General features: G+C 57.9%; 9 protein-coding genes and 1 pseudogene. 1 reads left to right on the forward strand and 9 read right to left on the reverse strand.

What is annotated here, in order from left to right; all coding sequences use genetic code 11:
- Positions 1 to 39 precede the first annotated feature (39 nt).
- From VSX56_RS04645 to VSX56_RS04680, 8 genes are all read right to left on the reverse strand, one after another.
- Positions 40 to 981 (reverse strand): LysR substrate-binding domain-containing protein, encoded by a 942-nt coding sequence (locus tag VSX56_RS04645; protein WP_350935169.1) that lies wholly within the window; start codon positions 979 to 981, stop codon positions 40 to 42.
- Between the two features lie 789 nt (positions 982 to 1,770).
- Entirely contained in the window at positions 1,771 to 2,850 is a 1,080-nt protein-coding gene (gene rutA / locus VSX56_RS04650) for a pyrimidine utilization protein A (protein WP_350935171.1), read from the reverse strand.
- A gap of 15 nt (positions 2,851 to 2,865) precedes the next feature.
- Positions 2,866 to 3,615 (reverse strand): SDR family NAD(P)-dependent oxidoreductase, encoded by a 750-nt coding sequence (locus VSX56_RS04655; protein WP_350935173.1) that lies wholly within the window; start codon positions 3,613 to 3,615, stop codon positions 2,866 to 2,868.
- 31 nt (positions 3,616 to 3,646) lie between these two features.
- The gene (locus VSX56_RS04660; RefSeq protein WP_350935175.1) at positions 3,647 to 4,693 is read right to left on the reverse strand and encodes an ABC transporter ATP-binding protein; all 1,047 of its coding nucleotides are present in this window, start codon (positions 4,691 to 4,693) and stop codon (positions 3,647 to 3,649) included.
- 3 nt (positions 4,694 to 4,696) lie between these two features.
- The gene (locus VSX56_RS04665; RefSeq protein WP_350935177.1) at positions 4,697 to 5,686 is read right to left on the reverse strand and encodes an ABC transporter ATP-binding protein; all 990 of its coding nucleotides are present in this window, start codon (positions 5,684 to 5,686) and stop codon (positions 4,697 to 4,699) included.
- A gap of 2 nt (positions 5,687 to 5,688) precedes the next feature.
- Complete coding sequence (locus VSX56_RS04670) at positions 5,689 to 6,699, reverse strand: ABC transporter permease (RefSeq protein ID WP_350935179.1); 1,011 nt, start codon at positions 6,697 to 6,699, stop codon at positions 5,689 to 5,691.
- A 1-nt stretch (position 6,700) separates the two neighbouring features.
- Positions 6,701 to 7,672, reverse strand: coding sequence for an ABC transporter permease (locus VSX56_RS04675; RefSeq protein ID WP_350935181.1), 972 nt, complete (start codon positions 7,670 to 7,672; stop codon positions 6,701 to 6,703).
- A 58-nt stretch (positions 7,673 to 7,730) separates the two neighbouring features.
- Positions 7,731 to 9,386, reverse strand: a complete 1,656-nt coding sequence (locus VSX56_RS04680) for an ABC transporter substrate-binding protein (RefSeq protein ID WP_350935184.1) — start codon at positions 9,384 to 9,386, stop codon at positions 7,731 to 7,733.
- Between the two features lie 830 nt (positions 9,387 to 10,216).
- On the opposite strand from VSX56_RS04680, the gene VSX56_RS04685 reads away from it, so the two are divergent.
- Positions 10,217 to 11,020 (forward strand): recombinase family protein, encoded by an 804-nt coding sequence (locus VSX56_RS04685; RefSeq protein WP_350935186.1) that lies wholly within the window; start codon positions 10,217 to 10,219, stop codon positions 11,018 to 11,020.
- A gap of 337 nt (positions 11,021 to 11,357) precedes the next feature.
- Here the strand turns inward: VSX56_RS04685 and VSX56_RS04690 are convergent.
- Positions 11,358 to 11,546 (reverse strand): annotated as a pseudogene (locus VSX56_RS04690) (integrase core domain-containing protein); the annotation flags it as partial.
- Between the last annotated feature and the right edge of the window lie 67 nt (positions 11,547 to 11,613).

The following is an 11,613-nucleotide window of genomic DNA, read 5'->3' on the forward strand; positions in this document are numbered from 1 at the left end:
GGGCCAATACAAAGCACGGAGGGAAATATAACAAGGGGGTTATGGTTCAAGCTGTCTTTCGCGCGGCAGCTCCAGTCCCGACAGCATGATCTGGTGACGCAAAGCCTCGGCCAGCCCGCCAATCTCGAACCTGTCCGCAGTGCTTTGCTTCATGGTCAGCCCGACCGATCCTGCAAGGAAGGGCGCTCCCAGATCTATTACCTCCAGCGTGCCGCTTTCAATCTCGCGGCGCACCACGCCGCGCGAGATGAACCACAAGAGATCCGAGGATTCGACCAGCCCCAGACCGGGTGCCAGAGAAACCGTCTCGAAGCGCATCTTCGGTTCGGTGATTCCCGCCGACAGCAGGAAGCGGTCCACTGTAGACCGGATGATGGATTTCTGCGTGGGCAGGATCAGCTCTGCCTGTTGCAGCACCTGTGCGCCGCTTGCGCCCGCCAGCGGGTGGCCTGCGCGCCCCACCAGCACGATTTCCTCGTGATAGAGGAAATCGAAACGCAATCCCGGCATGTCTTCGGGTGCAGGCATCCGGCCTACCATGAGATCGATCCGCCCGTCGCGCAGCTGGCCCAGCAGGAACCCGTGCGGTCCTGTCAGCATCGACATCCGGAGCCCCGGATGATCCTTGGCAAATTCGAGTGCAGCACGGGGGAAGATGCCGCCCGATACGGTGGGCAGAAGGCCCACATTGAGCATATCCGATGAGGTGCCTCCCTGGGCCGCCACCACGGCGGTGTCCAGCTGCTGCAGCGCTTGTAGGGCGTGACGGCGGAAGGCGCGGCCTGCGGGCGTCAGGCCCACGCTGCGGCCCTCGCGCGACAGAAGCTCCACCTCCAGCATCGCCTCCAGCTCGGCCAATGTCTTCGACAGTGCAGGCTGTGAAATGCCCTGACCGCGCGCGGCCGCCGAAATCGAGCCTTGGTCGATCACATCCAGAAATGCCCGCACATGGCGCAGCTTGACCCCCCGATGCAGCCCCATCGCTTTTTGCCCCCTCGAAATTCCTCACGACGGACATTGTTACCATCGCGGCACAAAACACAATGCGCGCCTCCGCGCAGGCGCTGTTCCATGACGGAAATCCTAAAGACGCCGGAATTTGCAGGGGATTGGAGATGTGAAAAAGATCCGCTCCGGAAACGGATGAGCATAGCTATACTCGCTCAAATCGGTTTCTGTGAGGTGGCTTTAGTGGTGCTGCCGGAGAGGTTTGAACTCTACATGGTCATAATAAAATCAATAACTTAGCTTTTAGTCTGACACCTGATCTGGCCTATTTTCTGACACCAAAATATTTTTACAACGTAGCTTTTAGTCGTTGCCGAAGCAAGCTTGGGCAACGAAGTGCACATTGCTTCGGCACCCGAATCACGTCCCGAAAATCGCCCGAAACGCCGAGCGGTGATGCGTGGGCTGCTATCCTCGGAGGCGATATCACTTTAAATTTTCAGGTAGGCTAGCACCCCGATGCGTTCTCGAAGGAAAGGTGCGCCGGGACTGTCTTTGAAAGGTGGCATGATGTCAGCTCTTCTCTTGTTTCGATAGGCTGAGGGCACCGGCTGCTGTGACGTGTGTCGGGTAGGGATGTGCTAAGATCGCAGCGTTCGCGTTAGCGATCGTCGGCTCTATCAAAATAGGGTTTGACGAGCATCGACTACATGGCGAGTTGGCCGATAAGGCCCGCGAGCGCAAGCCGAGTTCTGGCAGAAGGTCTATCGCGCACCAGGACTTACAAGTATTGCCGTTGATGCGCGATGGGAACTCAAAATCTCAAACGGTTTCAAGTTTTGTTTGGCGGCATCGCATCAGAGGCTGGATCTTTTCGCCAAAGATATCGAGCCCTGTGTCGTAGTCGTCGAAGGACAGGAGTATGCCCTTCGTGCCGGGCACAGCGGCCATCTCGTCGAGCATCTTTGCAACGCTGGCATAGCTGCCGACAAGTGTGCCGGTGTTCTGGTTGACGGCGCCCACAGGGAGGTTGATCCGCTTGGCGGAAGACGTCTCGGAGGCGTCCTTGTCACGACCGGATTGTTCTGCCATCCAGCTGAGCGCCTGGGTGTCGACAGCATCAGAATATTTCTGCCACTTGGCCTGCGCTAGGGCATCGGTTTCCTCGGCGATGATCATGACGAGAACGTAGGAGCCTACATCGCGTCCACTTGCCTGCGTCGCTTCCGCCAGTTTCGCATTTGTGCCACTGAAGGCGGTGGGCGTGTTCACACCGGTGCAGAAGGTGAAACTGTAATCCGCATGTTCGGCCGCGAACTGCATCCCGCGTGCCGACTGGCCCGCAGCCACGATCTCGATCTTGTTGCGCGGGATCGGACGCATCCGGCAGTCTTCCATCGTGAAGTGGTCGCCCTTGAAGTCACTGACCCCTGTCTCCCACAATTCGTGCAGGATGGTGCAATATTCGGACGCGTAATCGTAACGGTAGCCGAAATATGCGTCCCCTGGCCAAAGATCCTGCTGGGTATATTCCGCCGGTTGCCACCCAGTCACGATATTGACTCCGATCCGGCCTGGGGCAACGTTGTCGATCGTCGCGGCCATGCGTGCCACAACTGCCGGAGGAAGCGACAGGATAGCGGAGGAGGCGAAGAGCTTGACGTTCTTGCTGGCCGCAGCCAATGCAGCCGTCAGCGTGAAGCTTTCGAGCGCGGCATCCCAATAACCGGTCTCTCCGCCGAACCCGCGGAATTTCACCATCGAGAGGCCGAATTCCATATTGTAGCGGTCGAGTTTGTGCACGATCTCCAGATTCTGCTCGAAACTCGGGTCGAACTGCTTCGAGGCCTTGGAGATCATATAGCCGTTGCGGCCATTGGGGAGAAAAACACCAATATCCATGAAAGTCCCTTTCGTTTAGGCGAAGAAAGCCCCGCCGTTGACATGCATGACCTGTCCATTGACGAAGCTGGCTTGCGGACTGAGAAGATAGATTGCGGTGTCCGCCACCTCGGCGGCAGAGCCGAAGCGCTTGGCCAGAGTGCCCGCAACCAGATCCTTCAGCTGGTCTTCGGTGTAGCCATAGCGTGGCTGGGCCGTGTCGATGATGCCGGGCGCTATGGCATTCGCCCGGATGCCATAAGGGGCGAGTTCCATCGCCATAGAGCGCGTCAGTGAGACGATGCCGCCCTTGGAAGAGGCGTAATGCGCCGAATCGAGCCATCCCTGCACCGCAAGCGATGTCATCGATACGATTGCGCCGTCTCCGCCCGAAGCGATCAGATGATTGGCAAAGGCTTTGGCTAGAAAGGCATAGGCTTTGAGGTTGATGGTCAGGGTCTGGTCCCAGATTTCTTCAGTCATTTCCAAGAAGGGAATGCGCGGGTAGATACCGGCATTGTTGCATAGCAGATCCAGCCCGCCTAACCCGCCAGCGGCCCGCGCCACCAGATCGGGAAGCGCGGCGATTTCGGACATATCCGCTTGAAGCACCACCGCCTTGCGCCCCAACGCGGTGATCTTTTCGGCCAGTGCTTCGGTCTCGGCCTGACCATCAAGGTAATTCAGCGCGACATCCGCGCCCGCTTTTGCTGCAGCCAGTGCCACGGCTTCGCCGATTCCCTGCTGTGCTCCTGTGACGAGAAGCTTGCGACCTGTCAGTTCCATACTCGTATCCTTATGATAGCAATCGCGGCGCTCAGGCCGGTTCGTTTAGTGGTAAGCCCTGTCTCAGCATGGCATCGGACAGTTCGCGGAAGCGAGCGAACTGGTCGGGGCCTTGAGTGCGGTTGGCACGTTGGTGATGGTTGAGGCAATGCACGCGATGACCGGTTTCGGGATAGTCCGAGGCGGGCATCTCGCGGGTGCAGGCACTTTCGACCAGAGGGCAGCGCGAGGCCAAGGGGCAGCCGGAGGGCAGGTCGACGGGCGAGGGGATCTCGCCTGACAGCGAAATCCGTGCGGCTGTGCGCAGGCTGGGGTGGGGCAGCAGCACGGAATCCATGAGCCCGAGCGAATAGGGATGGCGGGGATCGTTGAAGAGCTTAGCTGCCGGGCCGACCTCCATCACCGACCCAAGATAGAGAACGCAGATCCGGTCGCTGAGAAAACGCACAGTATTGAGATCATGCGAGATGAAGAGATACGCGGTTTCCAGCTTTCGTTGCAGGTTTCGCAGTAGATCTACGATCTCGGCCCGTGCGGTCGGGTCCAGTGCCGAGGTCGGTTCGTCCAGCACGACGAGATCGGGGCGGGTGATGATCGCACGCCCGATGGCTGCGCGTTGCAAGAGGCCCGGTGACAGATCGCCCGGTAACCGCTGGGCCAGTGCCAGCGGCATACGGATCAGCTCGAGCACTTCGCGCAGACGAACCTCGCGGTCATGGCGCGAGATGGCGAGATAGCGCAGGGGTTCCATAATGGCGCGCAAGACCGGTTCGCGCGGGTTGAAGCTCTCTGCGGGTTCCTGAAAGACGAACTGGATACGCCCGCGCAATTCCGGACTGCGGATATTGCGCTGCCAGCTCAAGGGTTTACCGTCAAAGACGATCTCGCCCGAAGTGGGCTCCATCAAGCCCACGACCGCACGTCCGACCGTAGTTTTCCCCGAACCGGATTCGCCGACAAGGGAGAGCGTCTCTCCGCGCTCGATACCCAGCGTGACGCCGTTCAGCGCCTTCACCACCTTCGAAGCCCCACTGATCGGGAAATGTTTCACAAGATCTTGCACACTCAGAAGTGTCATGGGTCAGCCCTCCACCGGAAAATGACAACGGGTCAGCCGGTTGTCCGCGGTGGTGCGCAGCATTGGCGCCTCGCTGAAACAGCGCGACTGCCGTCGCACACAGCGATGAGCGAAGCTGCAGGCGGGGCGGGGCGGGTCGCTGGACAGCGGCTCTGCCGTCCATGCCGCACGCAGCTCCGGACTATGGGCGAAGGCGGCCATCAGCAGAATGGAATAAGGGTGATGCGGCCGGTCGAAAAAGGCCTCCCGCGGGGCGACCTCGACCAGTTCCCCCTCATAGAGGATCGCCACGCGATCACAGAAATGCGCCGCGATCGCGATATCACGGGTGATGACCAAAGCTGCCACGTCCTTGCCGCTGACCATCTTTTGCAGCAGCTCTAGCACCTGTAGCTGCACAGTCACATCCAAAGCCGAGGTGGCATCATCCGAGATGACCAGCCCCGGATCGCAGGCAAGTGCGATCGCAATAACCACCCGTTGTGCCATGCCTCCTGACAGTTCATGGGGATAGGCATCCATCCGGCGTTCGGGATCTGGGATCGAAACAGCTCGCAGCATTTCAAGGGCGCGATGCTGCGCCTCCTTGGCCGAAAGCCTGAGATGGTGGCGGATGACATTGGTGATCTGCTGGCCGACGGTCAGCACGGGGTTCAACTCGCGTCTCGGGTTCGACACGATCATCGAGATGTCGCGTGCGGGTTTGATCGGGCTGTCCGACGCTCCGAGATCCGAGAAGGGGCGGCCATTATAGGCCATCTCTCCGGTTGTTCTGTCGCCCCCACCCGGGATGGCGCCCATGATCGTGCGCGCCAGCAGGGTCTTGCCCGCGCCGGTTTCCCCCACCAGCGCGAGGATCTCGCCGGGCGCGATGGTCAGTGACAGGTCTCGGATCGCGACATGGGGGCTTTCGCCATAGCGGGGATATTCCACGCTGATATGGTCAAGCTGCAGGGCGGGCGTGATCAGGGTTTCGCTGTGATGGATGGTCATGGTCAGCCCCGCGTTCTTGGATCGAGTGCGTAATAGAGAAGATCCACCACCAGATAGACGATGAGCGAGAGCGCGGCCGAGAACACCACAAAGCCCAGCACGGGATTGAGGTCGGCATTGAGCACGCCCGACACCGCATATTGTCCGGCACCGCCCCAGCCGAAGACGATCTCGACCAGAACCGCCGCGCCGACGGTAAAGCTGTAGAGCACCGAGATGATGGTGATGATATTGGGCAGAGCCGCCCGCAGCGCCTGTTTGCGGATCATCTTGGGCGGCAGCCCGTTCATCCGCGCATAGGCCATGAAATCGGAGGCAAGCGCGCGATCCATAGAGCTTTGCGTGACTTTCAGGATCGGGCCTGCATTCACGAGCCCCAGCGTAGCGACCGGCAGGGCTAGATGGGCCAGCGCCGAGAAGAACACATCGAACCGCGCGGTGATCAGGCTGTCGATCAGCACCGAGCCGGTGATCGTCTCGGGCGGTAGCAGCATGATCGAGTAACGGCCAAGCGGCGCGGGCGCCCAATGCAGGGTTGAGTAGAAGATGAAGATGAACACCAGTGCTAGCCAGAAATCCGGCACGGCTCCGGACAGAAGCCCGTAATAGTTGGAGATCTTGCGCAGGATGCCTTTGGGGCGCATCGCAGAGGCGATCCCCATTCCCATACCGACAATCACCGCAACGATCAGCGACAGCGTCACCAGTTCCAGCGTCGCTGGAAAGCGGTCCAGAAGGTCGCTCAGCACCGGTCGCGCCGATTGCCACGACATGCCCAGATCGCCATGGGCAACGTTGTTGAGATAGATCAGGAATTGGTTGAAGACCGGCTGATCAAGCCCCATCTCGGTCCTGAGTTTGGCGACAGCCTCGGCTGTGGCATTGGGGCCTAGCATAAGCACCGCAGGGTCGCCCGGGATCAGCTTGATGAGGAAGAAGCTGATGAAGAGGATCCCCAAAAGCTGCGGAATGACATAAAGAAGGCGCTTGCCGATATAGCGGATGATCTGCATGTCAGACTCCCTTACGCATGAGACGGCGCTGTGCATCCTGTGCTAGCTTGCGACGGGCAGTGGGGTCGGCCAGAACTTCGATCGAGCCCCCGATAAGTGCGAAGCCGAAGACGCAGATGCCAAGAGCAAGGCCCGGGAAGACCGAGGGCCACCATTGCCCCGTCATGACCGATTGGAACCCTGCCGCGATCATCGACCCCCATTCGGGCGTCGGCGCCTCGACGCCTGCGCCCACGAAAGACAGCGCCGCGGTCAGCAGGATGGACATGCCGATATTCATCGAAAGCTGCGAGAGCGCTGGCGCGATGGAGTTCGGGATGATATGGCGGATCAGGATCGTGAGGTCCGAGGCACCGGCGACATAGGCTGCCTCGACAAAGCGCATGCTGCGCAGCGTCAGCACCTGTGTGCGCATGAGCCGCAGATAGATCGGGATATTGACGAAGGCGATGGCCGCAACGATCGAGGCGATCGACTGGCCGAATACGGCAACCAGGCAGATGGCGAAGACAAAGACGGGAAATGCCTGCAGCACATCGGCCACGCGCATGACGGCGCCCGCAAACAACCCCTTGCCGCGTGGCGTGCCCTGATAATAGCCCACAAGCGCCCCCAGCGGGATGCCGATCAGCGCCGAGGCCGCCGTGCCAAGCAGGGCAATCGCAAGGTCGATGCGCGGGGCATAGATAAGCCGGGTGGCGATATCCATACCGGTGTTGTCCGTGCCAAAGGGATGCGCCCAGCTGGGCGGCTGAAGATAGGATGTCGGGTCTGCGGCGACCGGATCGTAAGGGCTGATCCACGGCGCAAAAGCGGCAAGCACAATAATGAGCGCAATCAACCCGTAGCCAAGAGCGAAATCGGGTCTGACCCTCGCGACATCTGCAAGAAATCTAAGGCGTGCGCGAAAGGGGTGGCGCGGCATGGAAGCCGTGGTCCCGACAAAGTCGGAACTGGTGTCCTGAAGGCTCATGGTGACTTCCTATCGGGGAGTGGTGGGTCAGGGCATAACAGCCCTGACCGGAAGGCGATCAGCCGTAGGTGAAATCTTGGAAACGCAGATTATTCGACGTGTAATAGGTCATGCCTTTAACGTTCGAGCGCATATTTACCGTGAAATTCGGATAGGAAATGAACACCCATGGCGCTTCTTCTCCTATGATCTTCTCGGCTTCCGCCATCATCTCGAAACGGGCGGCATTGTCGGCGGTCTTCGAGGCCTGGATGAGGAGTTCGTCAACACGATCGTTCTTGTAGTTGCCGTAGTTCGAGAAGGTCCCGCTGTCGAAGTAAAGCTGGATCGAATAGCCGGGATCTGGGCACCATGGCGTATCGGTGAAGAAGATGATCGGCTGCGTGCGGCCCGAGACCTCGTTGAAATAGGTGCCAGCCGGAATTTTCTTCAGAGAGATTTCCACGCCGATTTCGCGCAGCGCCGTCTGATAAAGGATCGCCATCGGCTCCTGGATGGGGTCGCCCGCGTTGTAAGCCAAGGTGGACGAGAACCCTTCCGGCAGCCCTGCCTCCGCCAGAAGTGCCTTGGCCTTTTCAAGGTCCTGCTTGTATTGCGCAGTCGGTTTGAAGCCGGGATAGATCGACGGCATGGGACCATCCATCAGCGTCGCGGTGCCGCGATAAATGGTCTCCAGAACCTGTTCCTTCGGGAAGGCATAGTTCATCGCCTGCCGCACCTCGATCTTGTCGAAGGGCTCGAATTTCGTGTTCAGCTCGGCCCAGAACATCGGGGAGGCCTTGATCGAGGCAACGCTGACACCGGTGGCCTTCTGCAATTGCTCGATTTCCAGCGGTTGCAGCACCAGCGCGATATCCACAGCCCCGCCCTGCACGAGGGACGCACGGGTGGCCGAGGTCGGGACCTCCTTATAGACGACCTGCGTGATGGCAGGAGCCCCGCCCCAGTAATCCTCGCGCCCGACCAACATGGCCTGCTGTCCGCGCACCAACTGTGCCAGTTTATATGGACCGAAGCCTGCGCTTTCATTGGCGAGAAAATCGCGCGCCCATGGGTCATCCGCGGTGGCCATTTCCTTGCATTTCGTCGAGTCGAGGATGTTGTTGTAGAGATTGACCTGCAGCTTCATCAGGAGCGGATTGGCCTGCGGCAGGGTAAAGCGGACCTTATATTTGTCGACTGCGGCCACGTTTTCAGGACCGGACATTCCAAGGAGCTTGGTAAAGAAACCGCCGATGGCTCCAAGGGCGAATTTCCGTTCCCATGTCCAGACGACATCCGCCGCCGTCAGCTCGTTCCCCCAGTTGGACATGACGCCCTGCCGCAGATCGAACTCGGCCCAGGTGCCATCCTCCGCTACGGCCCACTTCTCGGCGAGCTTTCCTTTGAGCTTCAAACCGCCGGGAAGGTGCGGATAATCGGCGACATCCTCGCGCAGGACGCCTTCGATATCGGGGTCAGGTATAGTTTCAAACGCTACAAGGCTGTCATAGAGGCAGCCGATCATATCGAGAGTGCCGAGCGAGCCGTCAAACTCCGTATCGAGCGACTGCGGGGTGGCGGGCGCCGCAATCACCAGCGGTTTGGTCTGCGCTTGCGCGGGACCTGATGCAGCGAGACTAAGCCCTAGGGACGTTGTGCCGAGTGCGGCCGTGAAGCCGATCGAATGGTTCAAGAAGGATCGGCGATCCATGGTTTTGAGATCGTTCGTCACCGGACATGACTCCCTGTTGCGGTGCCTTAACGACACCGGATGGTCGGGCCTCTGGAATTGGGGCCTCATATGAGTGGATTGAGGCGCATGGAGTTGGAGCCATGAGCCGGAGGGCCTAGATGATCTTGGAGAAAGTGTTAGGCTAGGTTTGCTAATTGACTACCCAAGTCTGCCAACCGGATCTGCAAATCGTCAACGTGCATTCTGACGTAGCAAGATGAGAATATTTACTGTGCCTGTTTCGATAATTTTTGGCACGAGTAACAGATGTGGCTTTAAGTCAGCTCAAACTGCTCACGCAGTTGATGGGCCCACTGTGTCAGAATGTCGACGCCGTAGTCCGCGTCTCCGTAAATCGCTGCTGGCCTTGCGGGAATTACTTGCATCGCACTTCGGCGCTAATCTCGTTTCCACGCTTCAAGAACGGGAGCTTGCCTGACGGATGATCCGAATTAGTCTGTTAAACGAATTGGGTTTTCTCTCTGTGGCTCTGAGATGTTTCGTGCTGGCGCTTTTACTTGGACCGCTACAGTTGAGCAGTCCACCTTTTAAGGGCAAGATCAGTAGGTAGACTTTGAAGCTGAGCGTGATCAGATCAGAGATGAACGATTGATGAAAGTCGGCCGCTCAAAATGGCAAAACTCTCAATAAGGTGCAAAATTTGTAATTTTTGCCGTGCCTTTGTCGGATGGTTGCGCGTCAACTTGCTATAAGTAGAAATACCCGCCTAAGGCTGTTGCGATACCGGTGAAGTTTTGCGCTCCCCCAATCCAAATAGCTCAGATGCGGGCGACAAATCGTCACTTAAATGCCGCACCTGAAGAAACCACATGGCACCTAAGCAACACCCTGAAATAAATAATAAATGTGTAATATATACACGAGTTTCTACTCTTAAGCAGGAGGGACAAACCAACCTAGAAAAGCAGCGCCTTCTCTTGGAGGAATTTGCTGACAAGAAAGGCTTCATGGTCGTGGCTGTTTATTCGGAAACGAAGTCTGTCGGAAAGTCGGGCCACCCATGGAAAAGTTCCGAGCTAGGGAACGCTGTAGCTTATGCTTGGGATAATGATGCGTTTTTGCTTGTGTATGATTCGACGCGCTTATTCAGGCAGCCGGTGGATGCGAAAGCGTTTTGGAAGGAAGCCCCGGATCTACACATATTTTCTCTTCAGCGTAACCGTATCATTGGAAAGAAGCTGTTCTATTCTGATGTCAGGAATGGAGAGAAAAGTGTGATCAACATCCAGGAGGGCACAAAACGAAAGTTGAAGGCTATTCCGAAAAAAGAGACCACGCCGAAGGCTGTGTCGAGTTCTCGTCGGGGTGGGAAAAAGTCAGGCAAAGTGCGGCAACTCAAAGCTAAAGAAATACAAGAATATATCGCGCACGTTTTGTTGGAGCGCCCGTCCAATTTAAACCTTCCGGATCGAGAGTTGGCTGAGCTCTTGAACAAACGTGGCTATCTAAACGCTCGAAGAAAAGCTTGGACAAAAGATAATGTTCGTAATCCACGAAGATCAGCGCTGGCGCTACTTCGGGAACGAGATCTGTTGCCAACAGAGAACGATCTTCAAGCCGTCAAAGAAGACGAAGAGAGAATGAAGGCTTTACCTTTTTACGGTGCTTTCTAACGAGACATTAGCACTCCTCGAAGCTTTTGCCGGAATTTATGCATATTCTCAGCAAACTGCCGTTTGTTCTTGATAACGTTGACCGTGCAGTATTGCTAAGACTGACCGGAGAGCCGCCGTTCATCCATTCCTCAGCAAAGGACTGCTTTGAGCCTTTCTGCACCAATGCTGCGCAAGGGATGTAAGCGTGCGAACCGCGCATTGCTGCCATCTGATGTGGAAGGACCGGTCCGCAGCCACCATTCGCTCCGACTACCGGAAACTTGCCAACTTCCCGGAACCGGACGTTCGACCTTGCAGCAGCGCACCTATATTGACCCAGCTGAATCTGCTCAGGTTAGGCCGCTAATCTGAATGCCTCGACAGGCGTGCGCATGGCAAGGGCCTGATGAGGGCGGCGGTTATTGTAGAAGCTGATCCAGTCGCCGATGACGCGCATCGCGTGCTGGATGCTCTCGAAGCGGTGGCGATGCACGCACTGCTCCTTCAAGGTCCGGATGAAGCGCTCGACCATGCCGTTCTGTTGCGGGGATCGTGTCCCAACTGATGGTGTAGCTCATAGCGGGCCTCGTGCTGACTGGCGGGCCGAGCTG

It is taken from the genome of Thioclava kandeliae (genome assembly GCF_040297545.1).
In the GTDB taxonomy this organism is placed as follows: domain Bacteria; phylum Pseudomonadota; class Alphaproteobacteria; order Rhodobacterales; family Rhodobacteraceae; genus Thioclava; species Thioclava kandeliae.

Bases quoted from the DNA above. Each gene is read 5' to 3' on its own strand.
- VSX56_RS04645 (WP_350935169.1), bottom strand. From the start codon at position 981: ATGGGGCTGCATCGGGGGGTCAAGCTGCGCCATGTGCGGGCATTTCTG.
- rutA (WP_350935171.1), bottom strand. From the start codon at position 2,850: ATGGATATTGGTGTTTTTCTCCCCAATGGCCGCAACGGCTATATGATC.
- VSX56_RS04655 (WP_350935173.1), bottom strand. From the start codon at position 3,615: ATGGAACTGACAGGTCGCAAGCTTCTCGTCACAGGAGCACAGCAGGGA.
- VSX56_RS04660 (WP_350935175.1), bottom strand. From the start codon at position 4,693: ATGACACTTCTGAGTGTGCAAGATCTTGTGAAACATTTCCCGATCAGT.
- VSX56_RS04665 (WP_350935177.1), bottom strand. From the start codon at position 5,686: ATGACCATCCATCACAGCGAAACCCTGATCACGCCCGCCCTGCAGCTT.
- VSX56_RS04670 (WP_350935179.1), bottom strand. From the start codon at position 6,699: ATGCAGATCATCCGCTATATCGGCAAGCGCCTTCTTTATGTCATTCCG.
- VSX56_RS04675 (WP_350935181.1), bottom strand. From the start codon at position 7,672: ATGAGCCTTCAGGACACCAGTTCCGACTTTGTCGGGACCACGGCTTCC.
- VSX56_RS04685 (WP_350935186.1), top strand. From the start codon at position 10,217: ATGGCACCTAAGCAACACCCTGAAATAAATAATAAATGTGTAATATAT.